Genomic DNA, 17,810 nt, shown 5'->3' with positions numbered 1-17,810 from the left:
TGGAGGAATCAATGGAGCATTACGAACTGGAACGGGTATTGCCCGAAGAGATAGAAAAGAGAAGCTTTGAGATTATTACAAAGGAACTTGGAAGTAAGAAACTGGACCCGGAGAATGAACTGGTAATTAAAAGGGTCATACATACATCGGCTGATTTTGATTATGCTGATAATCTGATCTTTTCGCCCCATGCAGTGACAAGAGGGCTAGAGGCGCTGAAAGAAGGCACAGCCATTATTACGGACACCAATATGGGGAAAGCAGGTATTAATAAAGCAGCATTAAAAAGGCTTCATTGTACGGTGGACTGCTTTATGGCAGATGAGGATGTGGCACAGGAGGCAAGACAGAATGAAACCACCCGCGCCCATGCCAGCATGGATAAAGCGTCCAGACTTCCCAAGGATTGCATTTTCGCCATTGGGAATGCTCCTACGGCACTGGTACGTCTATATGAGCTGGTACAGCAGGGGATTATTCGCCCAAAACTGATTATTGGTGTGCCGGTAGGATTTGTCAATGTAGTGCAGTCCAAAGAGATGATCCTGTCCCTGACGGATGTTCCCTATATTGTGGCAAGAGGAAGAAAAGGCGGAAGCAATGTGGCGGCTGCTATTGTCAACGCACTGATGTATCAGGTGAAATAAGAGAACAAGTTTCTTATGAGGGGTAAAATGTATGGAGTTATACAGCATAATTTTAGTGGATGATGAGGAAGAGGTCCGCAAGAGTATTATGAAAAAGATTGAATGGCAAAGCGCTGGTTTCCGTCTGATTGGGGATGCGGAAAACGGAGAAGATGCCATGGAAAAGATCGAGATGCTGGAGCCGGATGTAGTGCTCACCGATATCCGTATGCCTTATATGGATGGTCTGGCGCTTGCGGAAAAAGTCAGACAAAAATATCCATCCACAAAGATTGTTATATTTTCGGGATATGATGATTTTGAATATGCCCAGAGAGCGATCAAGCTTAATGTGACAGAATATATTTTGAAACCGGTCAATGTGGAAGAACTGACCTCTATTTTGAAGCGGATCAAAGCCAATCTGGATCTGGAGATTGAGGAGAAACGGAATTTAAGCCGTTTAAGAGAAAAGTACCGTAATACTCTTCCGATTATCCGGGAGCAGTTCTTTAATGATCTGGTTCACAATCATCTGGACCAGGAACTGGCGGAGCAGAAGTTTAAAGAATATGACATCCCTGTTCTTGGAGCCAGAAAATGGGTCATTGGGGCAGTTGATGTGGAACAGAAAGAGGTAAAGGAACCTCTCTCAATTCATGAGGAAGAAGAACTGATTCCCATTTCTGTGATGCAGATCGTAAGAGAAAAACTGGAGGGTTATTGCCGCTTTGCCCTCTTTCAATCGGCATCAGAGGCCGATATGGTGGTTATTGCTGCTCTTGACGAAGACAATTCCATTACAGGTCTGATTGATGTGCTGGGAGATATCTGCAAAGAGACAAACCGGATTTTAAAAGTTCCTGTTACCATTGGTATTGGTCATAGCTGTGAATCACTGGCAGGGATTGTAAGAGCCTATCAGTCTTGTGTAGATGCCCTGGGCTATAAGGCGATTGCAGGCATCGGGAGTACCATCTATATCAATGATATGGAGCCGGTTGGAGTTGGAAAGCTGGAGTTTGACAGCGTAACAGAAGGGGATCTGATTGCTGCTATTAAGTTTGGTCCTCAAGAGAAAATCGGCGCTTTGGTAAAACAGATCATGGACAAGATGAAGACGGCAAAGGTACATCACCGTCAGCAGCAGGTCTATATGATCGGGGTATTAAACAGTATGATTCAGCTTATGCAGCAGTATGATATGGATCTGGAAGAGATCATGGGGGGAGAAACAGAGTACCTGGAAATCTTTGATAAACTGAAAAAGACAGACGAATTTGGACAGTGGCTTTTTAAGACGGCGGAGAAGATGAACTGCAAGATCAATCAGGAACGGGATTTAACCACCCGTCACATTATTTGGGAAGCCAAACAGTACATTATGAACAATTACCAGAATCCTGATCTGTCCGTAGAGATGATATGCCGTCATCTTCATATGAGCCCGGCATATTTTTCCACCATATTTAAAAAGGAGACAGGTCAGGCATATACTGCCTATTTAACGGATTTAAGGCTGAATAAGGCAGTGGAACTTCTGAATAAGACCGATGACAAGACCTATATCATCGCAGCAAAAGTAGGATATCAGGAACAAAACTATTTCAGCTATGTATTTAAGAAAAAGTTTGGTATATCACCGACCAGATTTCGTGGGGCAAAGTAATGGAAAAGAAAAATAACAGCATTCGTTATACCATCTTTGTATATTTTACTGTGACAGCTTTAGCCGCCAGCCTTTTAATTACATTTTCCTTATACCAGAGGCTGTCCAGCCAGGTTTCTGAGATGGTTATGGCAGAAAATCAAAGTCTGATTAATCAGGTGGCAAGGTCTGTGGAGTCCTATCTTCGTACGGTTATGAAGCTGTCGGATTCCCTTTATTACGGTGCGGTTAAGAACGCAGACCTTTCTTCGGAGTCCATTAACAATCAGATTACGCTTCTGTATGATAACAACAAAGACAATGTGGATAATATTGCTTTGTTTACCCAGTCTGGTTCCATGGTAGAAGCAGTGCCGGCGGCAAGGGTAAAAAGTGGTTTGCAGGTGGAGAAAGAGGACTGGTTTTATAATGCGCTGGAAAAGACGGAGAACCAGCACTTTTCCTATCCTCATGTCCAGTATATTTTTGACGGCAATGAAAACCAGTACCGGTGGGTGGTTTCTTTATCAAGAGCAGTGGAACTGACGGAAGGGACTTCTACGACTCAGGGAGTTTTGCTTGTAGATTTAAGTTATTCCAGTCTGGAACATTTATTCGACGGAATAACTACAAAAAAAGGAGGTTATGTCTATCTGATCAGCAATGACGGAGAGATTCTTTACCACCCGAAGATCCAGCAGATTGATTCTGGCCGTTTAAAGGAAAATAATATAGCAGCAGCGCAATATAAAGACGGAAACCACCGGGAGAGATTTGAAGGAAAAGAACGGAACATAACCGTTAAATCCATAGGGTATACAGGCTGGAAAATCATTGGAGTAACACCCAAAAATGTGGTTTCCTTAAATTCCATAAAAACCAGACTGTTTATCATATTTCTCATTACTTTAATTTTATCTATTCTAGCTCTGATCAACTCTTATATTTCATCCCGCATAACAAATCCGATCAAGGAGCTTGAAAAATCCGTAGGAATTTTAGAAGAAGGCAACTTGAACGCTTCTATTTCCATTGGCGGGTCTTACGAAATCCAGCATCTGGGTAATTCCATTAAAAACATGGCAAAGCAGATACGGGTTCTCATGGATGACATCGTAAAAGAACATGAAGCAAAACGGAAGCAGGAATTTGACACGCTTCAATCTCAGATCAATCCACATTTCTTATATAACACCCTTGACATCATCGTATGGATGATCGAAAACGAACAAAAGACAGAAGCAGTAAAAGCAGTAACGGCACTGGCACGTTTTTTCCGGATCAGTTTAAGCAAAGGAAAAAGTATTATTCCTGTCCGGGACGAATTGGAACATGTGAGAAATTATTTAATGATCCAGCATATGCGGTTTAAAAACAAGTTTTCTTATGAAATTCAGGCGGACGAATTCTGTATGAATCTCACCAGTTTGAAGCTGGTGCTCCAGCCTCTTGTGGAAAATGCCATTTATCATGGAATGGAATTCATGGATGGCGAAGGAGAGATTCTTGTGCGTGTGTACCAGAAAGACTGTGATTTATATATGACCGTAAAAGATAATGGGCTTGGCATGACACCAGAACAGGTGGCAGGTCTGTTTTCTGACCGGGTACAGTCCAATTCCAAAAAGGGGTCTGGAATCGGAGTGAAGAATGTAAGCGAACGGATCAGGCTCTACTTTGGCGAACCTTATGGGCTTACCATCTGTTCCGAACCGGATGAGGGGACGGAGATTACCATTCGCCTTCCGGCAGCTGCTTATGAGCCAGGAAAGGAGAATGCCATATGACCAGACGGGAAAAAGGAATCTGGAGCTTTCTTGCAGCAGCTTTGATCCTTTTGTATCTTTTGTCCTCCACAGATTTTATCATTAAGGAAAAGAAAACAGATATTTATCCCATTTCAGTGGTTCTCAGTGAAACAAGTGATGAGTATTTTGCCAGTTTCAAAAAAGGTGCGGAAAAAGCGGCAGAAGAATACAACGTAGATGTGAGTTTTATCTCTCTATTTGAAAAAGGAGATGCAAAAAAGCAGATTGAACTGGTAAAGAGAGAGATTAACGATGGCGCTTCGGCTGTGGTAGTCATTCCGGTAAAGCCACAGGAGTGTGCCAGACTTTTGGATGAGACCGTGTTAAACAGTCCGGTTATGGTTATGGGCAACATGTTTTCCGATGAAAGAACTGGCGGGGGTGTCTTCATTGATTATGAAGAAGAAGGGGAGAAACTGGGACATGCAATTGCGAAAGAGAATTCTTCCTCAATTCCTGTGGCTGTCTTAACGGAAGGTCTGGAATATGGTTACAACAAAGAGGTGTATGCAGGTCTTCAATTGGTTCTTAACAAAGCTGGTTTTTCCTTAACCCTTTTGGAAAAAAACGAAGATGAAATCCAGGGGAGCATCAAGGAGAACGCTGGAAAAGGAAAGACAATTCTTGCTGCCATTGACGTGGGAAGTCTGAATGGATCAGCAGGATTTATCTCGGACAATCCGCCGTATGAGAGGAATATCAAAGGTATTTATGGCGTTGGGAGCACCACAAGAATTTTAAGGGAACTGGATAATGGAATAATCAAAGGTCTTGTGGTAATCAATCAGTATGATGCGGGTTATAGCAGTGTTGAAAAAGCGGTGGAGGCAATTCATAAAAAACAGGGGCAGGAACAGATTGTATTGGAATCCTATTACATAAAAAAAGAAAGTCTTAGAAAAGGGAGCTTTGAAAAAATGTTATATCCAGTTGATTAGATGGGGGATGGGACAATGAGAAGGAAATATGGAGTGATTGCAGCGGCAATCGTTATGCTGCTGGTGTTAGGGACACTGTTTTATCAGCATTTAAAATCAGGGGAAGGGGGGATTAAAAAGTCTATTCGAATCGGTGTAACTCTTTATCGGGGAGATGATTCTTTTATTAATACAATCCGTTCAAACTTAGAGGAGCAGGCAAAGGAGTACGAAAAAGAGACTGGTGTAAAAGTGGTTATGGAGGTTGTAGATGCCAAAGGCAGTCAGAACACCCAGAACAGCCAGGTAGACCGGTTTATTTCCCTTGGCTGCAATGCAATCTGTGTAAATATGGTAGACCGCTCCATGGCTTCAAACATTATTGGAAAGGCAATGGACGCTGATATTCCGGTGGTGTTTTTTAACAGAGAGCCGGTTGAAGAAGATATGAGGCGATGGGAAAAACTGTATTATGTTGGAGAAAATGCAAAAGAATCTGCTTTTTTGCAGGGGAACATGCTGGTGAATGCCTACAAAAAAGACCCGCTCTCTCTGGATTTAAATGGAGATGGAAAGGTTAGCTACGTTCTTTTGGAGGGAGAAAACAGCCATCAGGATTCCCTGATCCGTACGGAATGGTCTATTCAAACGTTAAAGGACAGCCATGTTCCGCTGGAAAAGATCACAGGCGGAATTGCCAACTGGGACAGAAGTCAGGCTTCTGCCTGGATGGAACAGTGGCTGACCCAGTATCCGGATCAGATTGAATTGGTGATCTGCAACAATGACGATATGGCTCTTGGAGCCGCAGACGCACTGGAACGGAATCACATTACAAAACAGGTGAAGATTGTGGGGATTGACGGAACTCCCCAGGGACTGGAAGGAATCCGGTCAAAAAGACTGTTTGGTACCGTTCAATGCGACAATGAAGAATATGCCAGAACTATTTTCCGCATTGCAGCAGCAGAATCTATGGGGCAGGATGTAAAAAAACTGATAGATTTGTCAGAAGGAAAATACTATGAATGCAGTCAACAGGCAGTTATGGTGGAAATGCAATAAATTCTAAGAAAATTTTGGGTAATCTAAAAAATTTGATATAGGAACGAAAAATATTATATGGAAAAGTAACCAAAAAAACCATATAATACCCATATCAATAAGGCAATATGCCTATAACAAAACTATATCATGTTAAGGGAGGATGTTTCATGAGATTACTCAAAAAAGTTTTAGCAGTAGGTCTTGCATCTGCGATGGTATTTTCCATGGCAGGCTGCGGTTCGGCAAATAAGGAAAGCACTACGCAGTCTGAGACAGCAGCAGAAGCAAAAAAAGATGGGGAAAGCGGAGCTGAAACAACGGCCAAGGCGGTAAAAGACGCAGTAGGAGGCGACCTTGCCGACAAAAAGATCGGAATTTCCATCTACAAGTTTGATGATAATTTTATGACGCTTTACCGGACGGAACTTCAGCGTTATCTGACAGAAGAACTGGGATTTAAGAAGGAAAATGTAGTTATCCAGGATGGAAAGGGAGATCAGGCAGAACAGAGCAACCAGATTCAGAATTTCATTACCCAGAAGTATGATGTGCTGATATTAAATCTGGTTCAGGCTTCTTCTGCACCTGAAATTACGGATATGTGCAAGGAAGCAGGAATTCCAGTGGTATACATTAACCGGGAACCGGATGCCGAAGAAGAACAGAGATGGAAAGATGAGAAGATCAATGCAACTTATGTAGGTTGCGATGCCAGACAGTCTGGTACCTTCCAGGGAGAAGAAATCCTTGAGACTTCCAACAAAGGTGACATCAACGGTGACGGGGTAATCAGCTACATTATGATTCAGGGAGACCCGGAAAATGTAGATGCCCAGTACAGAACCGAATTCTCCGTAAAGGCACTTACAGATTCCGGTGCAAAAGTGAAAGAACTTTTAAAACAGCGCGGGGACTGGGATCAGGCAAAAGCACAGCAGATTACCCAGGATGCTCTGACCCAGTATGGGGATCAGATTGAGGTCGTTTTCTGTAACAACGATGCTATGGCTCTTGGTGCATTGCAGGCAATTGAAGCTGCAGGCCGTACCGTAAACAAAGATATCTATCTGGTAGGGGTAGATGCCTTAACCGAAGCAGTACAGAATGTCCTGGATGATAAACAGACCGGAACTGTATTTAATGACCATTTTTCCCAGGCTAAGACTGCCAGTGACATGGCTGTGAAGTATTTAAACGGTGAAGCAGTTGACAATGTAAATATGGTTGACTATGTGAAGATAACCAAGGAAAATGCACAGGATACTCTTGATAAGTTAAAATAAGTTCCAGCAGCCCTAAAGCGGGTGTGTCTTGCCGGCACACCCGGTTTTTAAAAGTTTGAAAGGAGAAACGGGATGGCAGAGCAATACAGACTGGAAGTGGCAGGGGTCAGTAAATCCTTTCCCGGCGTTAAGGCGCTTGACAAGATTAACTTAAAAGTGCGTCCCGGTACTGTTCACGCATTGATGGGGGAGAACGGAGCAGGAAAGTCAACCCTTATGAAATGTCTTTTCGGCATTTACAAAATGGATGAAGGAGAAGTTTTTATTGACGGGAACAAAGTCAATATTACCAATCCTGACGATGCCCTTCATAAAGGGCTGGCAATGGTTCATCAGGAGCTGCAACCGGTTCCGGCACGCTCCATTGCAGAGAATATGTATCTGGGAAGATATCCCCTCATAAAGATAGGGCCTCTCTCAGTAGTGGATCATAAAACCATGAATGAAGAAGCGCAGAAGTGGCTTAAGGATGTAAAGATGAATTTTAATCCGAAAGCAAAACTTGGAACGCTGTCAATCGGACAAATGCAGTCAGTGGAGATCGCAAAGGCGGTTAGTCAGAATGCCAGACTTGTGATTCTTGATGAGCCAACTTCCTCTCTGACTGATAATGAAGTGGAGGCACTGTTCCGGATTATCAGGGAATTAAAGTCCAGAGGTGTTTCTATGATATATATCAGTCATAAGATGGCTGAGATCAGACAGATCGCAGACGATATTACCATTATGCGGGATGGCACTTATGTTGGATCGTGGGAAGTGAAAGATATTACCGATGAAGAGATTGTTAAGCAGATGGTAGGTCGTGAACTTGGTAACGTGTATCCGGAAAAGGGAAATTACAGAACGGATGAGGTCCTGTTAAAGGTAAGTCATTTAACCAGTATTCACAGCCGCTCTTTTAACGACTGTTCCTTTGAACTCAGAAGAGGAGAGATATTAGGATTTGGAGGTCTGGTTGGTGCCCAGAGAACAGAGCTGATGGAGGCAATCTTTGGAATGCGCCACATTGCTTCCGGTGAGATTGAGGTCTTAGGGAAAAAAGTTACCATCAGACGGCCCCAGGATGCGATTAATGATTCCATTGGCATGATCACGGAGGACAGAAGAGGCAACGGAATCTTTGGCTGTCTGAGTATTTCGGATAATACTGCAATCTCCTCTTACCGCAATTATACAAAGGCAGGAACCATAAACAGCAAAAAGGTTGCAGAAGTTGTAAAGAAAAGCATTGGAAAACTAAGCATAAAAACGCCCAGTGACAAAACCCAGATCCAGTCCTTGTCCGGAGGAAACCAGCAAAAGGTGATTATAGCCAGATGGCTTGCCAATAATCCGGATATTCTCATAATGGACGAACCGACAAGAGGAATTGACGTAGGAGCCAAATTTGAGATTTATCAGATTATGGTGGATCTTGTGAAACAGGGGAAATCCATTATCATGATATCCTCCGAGATGCCGGAGTTAATCGGAATGTCAAACCGCATTATTGTTATGTGCAGCGGACGCATTACTGGAGAAGTGGAGGGAGAAGAGGCGGCTCAGGAGACGATTATGGCTTATGCCACCAAATTTGATTTAAACGATAAAACAGGAGAAAGTTCCACACAGGAGGTTCAGTCATGACAGCTAAGAAGGTTAATCTGAAGGATTTTCTTATCAATAATGGAATCATCGTTGTCCTTGTTCTGCTTGCTATTTTTACGGCTATAAGGCAGCCGTCTTTCGGTTCTGTTGATAATTTAAAGAATATTGCGTTAAATGTAGCCCCCCGGTTTATCATTGCCTGCGGCATTTCCGGCTGCCTTATAACAAGAGGAACGGATCTTTCCGCAGGACGTATTGTAGGGCTTTCTGCCTGTCTTGCCGGAACTCTCTTGCAGAAACCTGGTTACAGCGGCAAGTTTTTTCCGAATCTGCCTGACTTTGGTGTGTGGTGGGTGTTCGTTGTTCTGCTGATCTGTGTAGGTGTTTGTGCAATCTTTGGTCTCATTAACGGGCTTGTCATCTCTTATCTCCAGGTTCCTGCTTTTATCGGAACTCTTGGAATGCAGTTGATTGTATACGGAGCCTGTCTTGTGTATACCAATGCAACTCCAATCGGCGGCTACCGTCCAGCTTATACAGTTGTGGCAAAAGGAAGGCTGTTTGGTGTGATACCCTATTTATTCCTGATTGCTCTGGCGGTAGGTCTGATTATCTGGTTTGTATACAATAAAACGCCTCATGGAAAATATATGTATGCAATCGGAGGCAACGAACAGGCTGCCGAAGTATCCGGAGTCAATACCAATAAAACAAAAATAATCATCTATATTACAGCAGCAGTTTTATATGCCCTTGGCGGATTCCTGGTAGGAGCCAAATCAGGCGGATCATCAGTTAACATGGGTATGGGCTGGGAACTGGAAGCCATCGCAGCCTGCACCATTGGCGGAGTATCCGTTAACGGCGGAATCGGTAAGGTATCCGGGGTTTTAATCGGTGTTCTGGTGTTTGAGATATTAAAGACCTGTCTCCAGTACCTGGGTGTGGATACCAACTATCAGTACATTGCCCAGGGAATTGTTATTGTGGTAGCAATTGCCCTTGATATTAGAAAGTACATAGCTAAAAAATAAAAATCAAGATACAGAAAAGAGAAAAAGAGAAAGCGAAGAGATGGGCTTATAGTTCTTCTTTCGCTTTCTTTCCTTTTCTTACGGCTGACTGCTGAGTCTGCTGTTTTGATATTCTCCCGAAAAGGTAACGTCTTTACCAAACCAGTCGGGCGGGAGAAACGATTGTGCGTCTTCTCTGGTTTTGAATTCCACTTCGGCTAATATTAGACCTTCAAACCGTCCCTCAAAGATATCCAGCTCAATGGTAAGATTCTGATTTGAAATTGGAATTAAATATCTCTTTTTTGTGAGCACATGACCGTCTGTCTTTTTTAGCAGATGCTCATAGGATTTTTTTGTTAAAGGGAGATTGTATTCTTCCCGTTCCAACAGTCCTTTTGATTTATAGGTAAGGTAGTAAGAATCGTCCTCTTTCCGTACCCGGACTACCGGCTCAGTAGAAAGATATCCTTGCTCAATGATATGATAAGGGTATTCTTTTGCATCTTCCGGAAGTCTGTCTATTAAGAATTTACGCTCAATTTCCATATAAGCCTCCTTATTCTGGTGATTCGTGAGATGCTGATAGTATACCACAGTTGGATAAATAATAGAAGATTGTGGCGAAACCTGTGAAAACGTGGTAATATGAAAAATAAAGTTGATTGAAAAGAGTAGAGATATGTGAGAGATCGTCTGTGCCAGATACAGATAGACGTATGGATCACAAAAGACACCAGGGGTGAGTTTCTTTAAGAATCTGAAAGGAGATATTAAGATGGGAAAAGTATATGCGTTTGTAGCTGATGGATCAGAGGAAGTAGAATTATTGGCAGTTGTAGACGTTTTAAAAAGAGGCGGTCAGGATGTAACCCTGGTTTCTGTAACAGGAAAAAGAGAGGTGGTTACGGCTCATAAAATTACAATACAGGCAGATTTGGAGTTTTCAGAAGCAGATGTAAGAGATGGGGATCTATACTTCCTTCCGGGAGGAATGCCAGGAACAAGGAATTTAGAAGCCCATTCAGGGCTTATAGAAGCACTGAAGACGGCGTATGCCCAGAAGAAGAGAATTGCAGCCATATGTGCCGCTCCCAGTATTTTAGGAAAGCTTGGTTTTCTGGAAGGAAAAGAAGCAACCTGTTTTCCGGGATTTGAATCAGAACTAAAAGGTGCGTTATATACCAGGAAAGGCGTTGTAACGGATGGACTGATCACAACGGCAAGAGGGCTTGGATATGCCCTTGATCTTGGAATCGAACTTTTAAAATATTTATCAGACGAAACAAATGCCATGGAGATCAGGGAGGCAATTCAATACGATCAGGTTCCCATGTGATGGGCGGTGAATGAATGAAAAAGATGTGGCTACTGCCATTTGTGCTGACAGCTTCTTTTCTGCTGCTGGCTGGTTGTCAGAAGAAGAATCCTTATGGATTATCAGAAGAACAGCCAGTCAGCATTACGGTCTGGCATTACTACAATGGAATACAAAAAGAAGAATTTGACCGTCAGGTACGGTCATTTAATGAGACCGAAGGAAAGAAACAGGGAATCATTGTAAAAGCATACAACAAAGGAAGTGTCGATGAATTAAGCAGTCTGATCAACGACAGCATTGAGAAAAAGGTTGGAGCAGAATCCCTTCCCGATGTGTTTTCCGCATATGCAGACAAGGTGTATGAGATTGACAGCCTTGGGCTTGCAGTGGATTTACGACCATATTTTACGAAAGAAGAATTGGAAGAATATGTGGATGCTTATATAGAAGAGGGAAAACTCAACGGTGACCAGTCGATTAAAGTATTCCCTGTGGCAAAATCAACAGAGATTCTTGCTGTAAACCAGACAGACTGGGATCGTTTTTCAAAGGCGACCGGAGAGAGCGAGGAAGCGTTTTCTTCCTGGGAAGGCATTGCCCGTGTGGCAAAATCTTATTATGAATGGACGGACAGTCTAACGGAAGAGCCGGATGATGGAAAGGCATTCTTTGGAAGAGATGCCTTTGCCAACTATATGATCGTGGGAAGTACACAGCTTGGACATGAGATCTTTCAGACGAATTCAGGACAGACCGTCCTGGATTTTGACCGGGAAACCATGCGGAAGTTGTGGGATAATTATTATATTCCTTATGTCAGCGGATACTTTGGTTCCTATGGCAGATTCAGAAGTGATGATGTAAAAACCGGAAAACTGGTGGCTTATGTAGGTTCCAGCAGTGGGATTGCCTATTTTCCTTCCACCGTTACTTTAGAAGATGGAACTACATATGCAATTAAATGCAAACTATATCCCCTTCCTAATTTCTACCAGACTTCTCCCTATGCAGTGCAGCAAGGAGCAGGAATGATGGTGTTGAAATCGAATAAGAAAAGGGAATATGCTGCAGTTGTGTTTTTAAAATGGTTTACAGGCGTGGAACAGAACATGAAGTTTTCCATGGGATCTGGGTATCTGCCTGTTAAAAAAGTATCTGGAAGTGATGAGATTGTAAAGAAGTTTCTGGAAGAAGACAGCATTAACAGCCCTGTTTCCCAGAATTTTTTAATTGGACTGGATACGGCAAACAGATACAGACTCTATACACCAAAGCCTTTTAAAGAAGGAGATCATGCAAGGGCTTTGCTGCAGAATTCCATGAATGTGAAAGCAAAGGAAGATTCTGAAAAGGTTCGGGAACTGATGAGCCAGGGGAAAACAAGAGAACAAGCGGCTGCCCTCTTTCTCACCGATGAGAATTTTAACGACTGGTATGAGGATATCAGGCAGAAGTTGGAGACCATTACCGGAGAATAAGTTATGAAGAAAAAAAGAAGTGAATCAATTCGGGTCCAGCTTCTTGGTCCGTTGTTCATTTTATTGGTATTGCAGGCGGCAGTCATAGCCGGCACTGTTTTGTTTGGAGGAGTTTCTGCCAAGCTTAAGAACAACGAAATAAACATTCTGGCTGAAAACACAGGAAACACCAAATTAGGGCTAGAGAAGGAGACCATACATCATTGGACCTTCATGCTCAAGAATTCTGAATTTATGTCCCAGGAGATTCAGCAGATTCTGGATCAAAAGGGAGTGAAAGCCGCTGCCATGAAATCAGATTATGCCCTTAATGGTGAAATTGTTGACAGGATTATGGGAAAGTCCATCGAAATGCTCCATTTAAGCTATGCAACGGGCGCGTTTCTAGTTCTCAACGGACCAGCCGCCGCCAACAGTCCCCAGCAAATGAGAGCCGGATTTTATATCCGTAATTCCAATCCGGGCGGATATCTTAATGATAATTCATCCATTCTCATGGAGCGGGGACTTCCTTCTCTTGCTGAAAAATACAATCTTCCGCTGGATTCTTTCTGGGAACTGGGTTTTTTGGATCATGGAGAAAATGGGGGCGCCAATTTCTATCAGATTCCCTATGAGGCAGCGGTGAAGGATAGAATCAGCCAGGATAAGGCGATGGAATACAGATATTTAAGTCAGCCGTTTCGTTTAAGCCCCAAAGACACACCAGTAATTACTTATTCCATTCCTGTTATATTGCAGGATGGGACAGTGGCAGGGGTCTGCGGTTTTGAAATGACGGTTAACCAGTTAGAACAGACTCTTTTAGAGGTCCAGATTAACGGAAGTTTCGATGAATGCTGGATTCTGGGTATGAGAGAGAAGGAAACCCGTTCCATTGTTCCAGTGGTTAGTTCCGGATATCTTTATAACCAGTATTTTGCTGCATCAGCAAAATTGGAATATGAAAATCAACCAGGAAAGAATATCTCTGCTTTAAAGTCACCGGACGGAACAAAATGGTATGCCAGCATAAAAGAATTGGACGTGTATTCCAGCAATGGTCCGTTTCGGGATGAGGAATGGGTTATTGCTGGAATTGCAAGAGAGGGTGATCTCCTGGCGTTTTATAATGCGGTCAGGCGGATGCTTTTCAGTTCTATGCTGGTTCCTCTTTTATTCAGTCTTCTGGGCGCTTACATGATCGGAAGAGTGGTGACGGAACCTATTCGGAGGCTGGTGGAAGAACTTAGAAGAAAGTCTGGAAGCAGCGGGCTTTCCCTGGAACGGGTCCATGTAAGGGAAATTGATGAATTGACGGAAACCATTGAACTTTTAAACAGAAATGTGGAGAGAGCGTCCTCTAAAATGTACGGAATTCTGGAACATGCCAATGTACTGGTTGGAGTGTTTGAATATGAAGAAGGGGAGGAACGGGTTTTTTGCAGCAGATCTCTCTTTGAAATGCTTGGCTGGGAGACCATAAAAGAGCCTTACTGCTATCTGGAATCAGAAATATTTGACGTTCTTATGAAGAAGACTTTTGGTGTCCTTGATCCTGGAACAGACCGGGTATTAAAGTGTCTGGAACGGCCGGAAGGTAGGAAATGGATTGAGATTATCCAGGAAGAATCAAAAAAAGGCACCGTCTTTGGAGTCTGTACAGATGTTACCGCTAATGTAAAGGAAAAGGAAAAACTGGAGAGGGAACGTAATTATGATGTTCTGACAGAGCTTTATAACCGAAGAGCCTTTAGGGAAAAAGCCCATGAAGCAATGAAGGCTCAAAAAGGCCGTGTTGCCGCGGTTATCATGTGGGATCTGGATAATCTAAAATACATCAATGACACCTATGGCCATGATGAAGGGGACAGGTATATTGTGCTTTTTTCCAATTGTCTTAAAAAGTTTATGGAACATGGAGGAATTATATGCCGGTATTCCGGAGATGAATTTGTTGTATTTTTACAAAGCAGAAGCAAAGAAAAGATACGAGCTCTGGTCCGTGATTTCATGAGTTATACCAAAGAGTTCACCCTGAGTATGGAAAGTGGTTACCAGTTCCCCATCCGTGTCTCAGGAGGCATGTCCTGGTATCCGGATGATGCAAAAAATTTTGAAACGCTTTTTAATTATGCCGACTTTGCCATGTATATGGTAAAACATAGTGTAAAGGGTGTGGTAAAAGAATTTGATATCTCCGAGTATATCCATAATTCCTATATGTTGACAGGAAGTGAAGAACTGAACCGGATGCTGGATAAAAAAGAAGTCCGCTTTGTATTCCAGCCGATTGCAACGAGACAGGGTGATATTTATGGATATGAGCTTTTGATGCGTCCGGATTTCTTAAATATGAATGGGATCGGTGAGGTTTTAAATCTTACCAGAGCACAGGCGAAACTGCCTCAGATGGAGATTCTTACCTGGTTTGCAGGTTTAAAGGCGGCAAAAGCGGAAGAAGAGGCAGGTCATCTTGGATCTGTGGAGAAACTCTTCATCAATTCCATTGCCAGTGTCTGCCTGACAAAAGAGGAACAAAAGGAAATTGAGGAACAGTATAAGGACCTGCTTTCCAGAATTGTTATTGAGATGACAGAAGGGGAGCCTGCCAGTCAGGACTTTGTGCAGCGTAAGATTGACATGGCAAAGAAATGGGGCGGGAAAACTGCCATTGATGATTTTGGAACCGGTTATAACAATGAATCGGTCCTTTTGCGCATGAAACCTGATATTGTAAAGATGGATCAGAGTCTGATCAAGAGAATTCATGAAGATCCCAACAGGCAGATGATTCTTCGCAATCTGCTTAATTTTGCAGAAGGAAATCATATTCTTGTACTGGCAGAAGGGGTGGAGACAACGGAGGAACTGGAATTTCTTATGGATTGCGGCGTTGATCTATTCCAGGGATACTACATTGCCAGACCCCAGATGGAGATTCGCCCGTTGGATCCTTACATCGTAAAGAAAATGCGGCAGGTTTCCGGAAAAACCTGTTCAAATCATAAATAATGCTGGAATTTACAGGACGAGTATGATATAATGCTAAATTGAAGTGTAACGCCCTGTCGGTATGGCGGTTCACATATATTTCAAGGAGGAACCCATTAATGAGTTTACAAGTAGAAAAATTAGAAAAGAACATGGCAAAGCTGACGGTAGAGGTGCCGGCTGAGGAATTTGATAAGGCTCTTACTACAGCTTACAATAAGAATAAGGGCAGATTTAATATCCCAGGTTTCAGAAAAGGGAAGGCTCCTCAGGCCATGATTGAAAAGATGTATGGAGCAGGCATTTTATACGAAGATGCAGTGAATGAAGCTCTTGATGCGACATATGGTGATGCAGCAGAAGAAAGCGGACTGGATATTGTTTCCAGACCGGAGATTGATATTGTACAGGTAGAAAAAGGCAAGACTCTGATTTACACAGCAACTGTTGCAGTGAAGCCGGAAGTAACTTTAGGCGAATATAAGGGAATCGAAGTAACAAAGGCATCTGCAGAAGTGACAGATGAAGATGTAGAAGCAGATTTAAAGAGAGTACAGGAACAGAATTCAAGACTGGTAACCGTAGAAGACAGGGCAGTAGAAGACGGCGACCAGACGGTTATTGATTTTGAAGGTTTCGTAGATGGCAAGTCTTTTGAAGGTGGAAAAGGAGAGGACTACCCTCTTACCATCGGATCTCATTCTTTCATTGATACTTTTGAAGAGCAGTTAATCGGAAAGAACATCGGTGAAGAATGTGAAGTCAACGTTACATTCCCGAATGAATACCATGCAACAGACCTGGCTGGTAAGCCGGCTTTGTTCAAAGTTACTGTAAAAGAGATCAAGAAAAAAGAACTTCCTGAGTTAAATGATGAATTTGCAAGTGAAGTATCTGAATTTGAGACTCTGGAAGAGTACAAAAAGGACATTAAGGAAAAGCTTGCAGGAAGTAAAGAGAAGGCTGCAGCAACACAGAATGAAGATAATGTAGTACAGAAGGTTGTAGAGAATGCAACCATGGAGATTCCTGAGCCGATGATCGACAGTCAGGTGAACAACATGGTGAATGACTATGCAAGAAGAATGCAGAGTCAGGGACTTTCTCTTGATCAGTATATGAAGTTTACAGGAATGACCATTGAATCCTTAAAAGACCAGATGAAGCCTCAGGCACTGAGAACAATCCAGACCAGACTGGTTTTAGAAGCAGTTGTAAAAGCAGAGAATCTTACTGTTTCAGATGAAACAGTTGAGAGTGAGATTGCAAAGATGGCTGAGACTTATCAGATGGAAGCTGATAAGGTAAAAGAAGCTTTAGGCGATAAAGGCATTGAGCAGATGAAAGAAGATCTTGCTGTACAGGAAGCCGTTGATTTCCTTGTTGCTGAAGCAAAATTAGTTTAAGTAGTATGATCCGAGTAGATTCCCGGCATAATGTCTGGAGTCTATTCGACTTTGATAAGAAAACAGACAGGAGGAAGACAAATGAGTTTAGTACCTTATGTCATTGAATCAACCAGTAAGGGAGAACGTTCTTACGATATCTATTCCAGACTTCTGAAAGAGAGAATTATTTTTCTCGGAGAAGAAGTTTCTGATGTTTCCGCAAGCCTTATTGTGGCTCAGTTATTATTCTTAGAGGCAGAAGATCCCACGAAAGATATTAACCTTTATATTAACAGTCCAGGTGGTTCTGTAACCGCTGGTATGGCAATTTATGATACCATGAATTATATCAAATGTGATGTTTCTACTGTTTGCATGGGTATGGCAGCCAGTATGGGAGCGTTCCTGCTGTCCGGCGGAGCCAAAGGCAAGCGCTTTGCTCTTCCTAATGCAGAGGTGATGATTCACCAGCCTTCCGGCGGAGCCAAAGGACAGGCGACAGAGATCCGGATCGTAGCAGAGAACATTCTTAAGATAAAGAAACGTTTAAATGATATTCTGGCAGCAAATACAGGTCAGCCTTATGAAGTAATTGAGCGCGATACAGAGCGTGACAATTACATGACTGCAGAAGAGGCAAAAGCATATGGTCTGATTGATGATATTATTTACAGCCATAACAAATAAGCGTTTTAACAGAAAAAGAAGTACCCTTAGG

At 42.7% G+C, this 17,810-nt stretch carries 14 protein-coding genes; 13 read left to right on the top strand and 1 reads right to left on the bottom strand.

Annotated elements, in window-relative coordinates; all coding sequences use genetic code 11:
- Window positions 1–11: 11 nt before the first annotated feature.
- The 8 genes from FAY33_RS03350 to FAY33_RS03315 all read left to right on the top strand — a co-directional run bounded on the left by FAY33_RS03350 (window position 12) and on the right by FAY33_RS03315 (window position 9,953).
- Window positions 12–647, top strand: a complete 636-nt coding sequence (locus tag FAY33_RS03350; RefSeq protein ID WP_143319331.1) for a precorrin-8X methylmutase — start codon at window positions 12–14, stop codon at window positions 645–647.
- A gap of 31 nt (window positions 648–678) precedes the next feature.
- A complete protein-coding gene (locus FAY33_RS03345) occupies window positions 679–2,295 on the top strand; it encodes a response regulator (RefSeq protein ID WP_143319330.1) in 1,617 nt (538 codons plus the stop codon).
- Window positions 2,295–4,061 carry a sensor histidine kinase gene (locus FAY33_RS03340; protein WP_143319329.1) on the top strand — a complete coding sequence of 589 codons (1,767 nt, stop codon included), beginning with the start codon at window positions 2,295–2,297 and terminating at the stop codon, window positions 4,059–4,061. The genes FAY33_RS03345 and FAY33_RS03340 overlap by 1 nt, the downstream gene beginning before the upstream one ends.
- Window positions 4,058–5,020 carry a substrate-binding domain-containing protein gene (locus FAY33_RS03335; protein ID WP_143319328.1) on the top strand — a complete coding sequence of 321 codons (963 nt, stop codon included), beginning with the start codon at window positions 4,058–4,060 and terminating at the stop codon, window positions 5,018–5,020. Before FAY33_RS03340 ends, FAY33_RS03335 begins: the two co-directional genes overlap by 4 nt.
- Window positions 5,021–5,035: 15 nt before the next feature.
- Window positions 5,036–6,064 (top strand): galactose ABC transporter substrate-binding protein, encoded by a 1,029-nt coding sequence (locus FAY33_RS03330; protein WP_143319327.1) that lies wholly within the window; start codon window positions 5,036–5,038, stop codon window positions 6,062–6,064.
- A gap of 149 nt (window positions 6,065–6,213) precedes the next feature.
- A complete protein-coding gene (locus tag FAY33_RS03325) occupies window positions 6,214–7,329 on the top strand; it encodes a galactose ABC transporter substrate-binding protein (RefSeq protein ID WP_143319326.1) in 1,116 nt (371 codons plus the stop codon).
- 72 nt (window positions 7,330–7,401) lie between these two features.
- Window positions 7,402–8,958, top strand: a complete 1,557-nt coding sequence (locus FAY33_RS03320; protein ID WP_143319325.1) for a sugar ABC transporter ATP-binding protein — start codon at window positions 7,402–7,404, stop codon at window positions 8,956–8,958.
- Window positions 8,955–9,953 (top strand): beta-methylgalactoside transporter, encoded by a 999-nt coding sequence (locus tag FAY33_RS03315; protein WP_143319324.1) that lies wholly within the window; start codon window positions 8,955–8,957, stop codon window positions 9,951–9,953. The genes FAY33_RS03320 and FAY33_RS03315 overlap by 4 nt, the downstream gene beginning before the upstream one ends.
- Window positions 9,954–10,031: 78 nt before the next feature.
- On the opposite strand, the gene FAY33_RS03310 is transcribed toward FAY33_RS03315, so the two are convergent.
- Window positions 10,032–10,481 (bottom strand): CYTH domain-containing protein, encoded by a 450-nt coding sequence (locus FAY33_RS03310; RefSeq protein ID WP_143319323.1) that lies wholly within the window; start codon window positions 10,479–10,481, stop codon window positions 10,032–10,034.
- 229 nt (window positions 10,482–10,710) lie between these two features.
- On the opposite strand from FAY33_RS03310, the gene FAY33_RS03305 reads away from it, so the two are divergent.
- The 5 genes from FAY33_RS03305 to clpP all read left to right on the top strand — a co-directional run bounded on the left by FAY33_RS03305 (window position 10,711) and on the right by clpP (window position 17,779).
- Window positions 10,711–11,271, top strand: coding sequence for a DJ-1 family glyoxalase III (locus FAY33_RS03305; RefSeq protein ID WP_143319322.1), 561 nt, complete (start codon window positions 10,711–10,713; stop codon window positions 11,269–11,271).
- A gap of 14 nt (window positions 11,272–11,285) precedes the next feature.
- The gene (locus FAY33_RS03300) at window positions 11,286–12,731 is read left to right on the top strand and encodes an extracellular solute-binding protein (RefSeq protein WP_243126542.1); all 1,446 of its coding nucleotides are present in this window, start codon (window positions 11,286–11,288) and stop codon (window positions 12,729–12,731) included.
- A gap of 3 nt (window positions 12,732–12,734) precedes the next feature.
- Entirely contained in the window at window positions 12,735–15,725 is a 2,991-nt protein-coding gene (locus FAY33_RS03295) for a GGDEF and EAL domain-containing protein (RefSeq protein WP_143319321.1), read from the top strand.
- A gap of 98 nt (window positions 15,726–15,823) precedes the next feature.
- Window positions 15,824–17,110: a trigger factor gene (gene tig / locus FAY33_RS03290; protein ID WP_143319320.1), complete on the top strand. Its 1,287-nt coding sequence runs from the start codon at window positions 15,824–15,826 to the stop codon at window positions 17,108–17,110.
- A gap of 81 nt (window positions 17,111–17,191) precedes the next feature.
- Window positions 17,192–17,779 (top strand): ATP-dependent Clp endopeptidase proteolytic subunit ClpP, encoded by a 588-nt coding sequence (gene clpP, locus FAY33_RS03285; RefSeq protein WP_143319319.1) that lies wholly within the window; start codon window positions 17,192–17,194, stop codon window positions 17,777–17,779.
- Window positions 17,780–17,810: the final 31 nt, after the last annotated feature.

This window comes from Clostridium sp. HBUAS56010, from assembly GCF_007115105.1.
Classification (GTDB): domain Bacteria; phylum Bacillota; class Clostridia; order Lachnospirales; family Lachnospiraceae; genus Lacrimispora.
This window is presented reverse-complemented; position numbering and strand designations above follow the sequence as displayed.

What these genes read in the sequence shown, in the direction of transcription:
- FAY33_RS03350 (WP_143319331.1), top strand. Translation starts at nt 12, where the DNA reads ATGGAGCATTACGAACTGGAACGGGTATTGCCCGAAGAGATAGAAAAG.
- FAY33_RS03345 (WP_143319330.1), top strand. Translation starts at nt 679, where the DNA reads ATGGAGTTATACAGCATAATTTTAGTGGATGATGAGGAAGAGGTCCGC.
- FAY33_RS03340 (WP_143319329.1), top strand. Translation starts at nt 2,295, where the DNA reads ATGGAAAAGAAAAATAACAGCATTCGTTATACCATCTTTGTATATTTT.
- FAY33_RS03335 (WP_143319328.1), top strand. Translation starts at nt 4,058, where the DNA reads ATGACCAGACGGGAAAAAGGAATCTGGAGCTTTCTTGCAGCAGCTTTG.
- FAY33_RS03330 (WP_143319327.1), top strand. Translation starts at nt 5,036, where the DNA reads ATGAGAAGGAAATATGGAGTGATTGCAGCGGCAATCGTTATGCTGCTG.
- FAY33_RS03325 (WP_143319326.1), top strand. Translation starts at nt 6,214, where the DNA reads ATGAGATTACTCAAAAAAGTTTTAGCAGTAGGTCTTGCATCTGCGATG.
- FAY33_RS03320 (WP_143319325.1), top strand. Translation starts at nt 7,402, where the DNA reads ATGGCAGAGCAATACAGACTGGAAGTGGCAGGGGTCAGTAAATCCTTT.
- FAY33_RS03315 (WP_143319324.1), top strand. Translation starts at nt 8,955, where the DNA reads ATGACAGCTAAGAAGGTTAATCTGAAGGATTTTCTTATCAATAATGGA.
- FAY33_RS03310 (WP_143319323.1), bottom strand. Translation starts at nt 10,481, where the DNA reads ATGGAAATTGAGCGTAAATTCTTAATAGACAGACTTCCGGAAGATGCA.
- FAY33_RS03305 (WP_143319322.1), top strand. Translation starts at nt 10,711, where the DNA reads ATGGGAAAAGTATATGCGTTTGTAGCTGATGGATCAGAGGAAGTAGAA.
- FAY33_RS03300 (WP_243126542.1), top strand. Translation starts at nt 11,286, where the DNA reads ATGAAAAAGATGTGGCTACTGCCATTTGTGCTGACAGCTTCTTTTCTG.
- FAY33_RS03295 (WP_143319321.1), top strand. Translation starts at nt 12,735, where the DNA reads ATGAAGAAAAAAAGAAGTGAATCAATTCGGGTCCAGCTTCTTGGTCCG.
- tig (WP_143319320.1), top strand. Translation starts at nt 15,824, where the DNA reads ATGAGTTTACAAGTAGAAAAATTAGAAAAGAACATGGCAAAGCTGACG.
- clpP (WP_143319319.1), top strand. Translation starts at nt 17,192, where the DNA reads ATGAGTTTAGTACCTTATGTCATTGAATCAACCAGTAAGGGAGAACGT.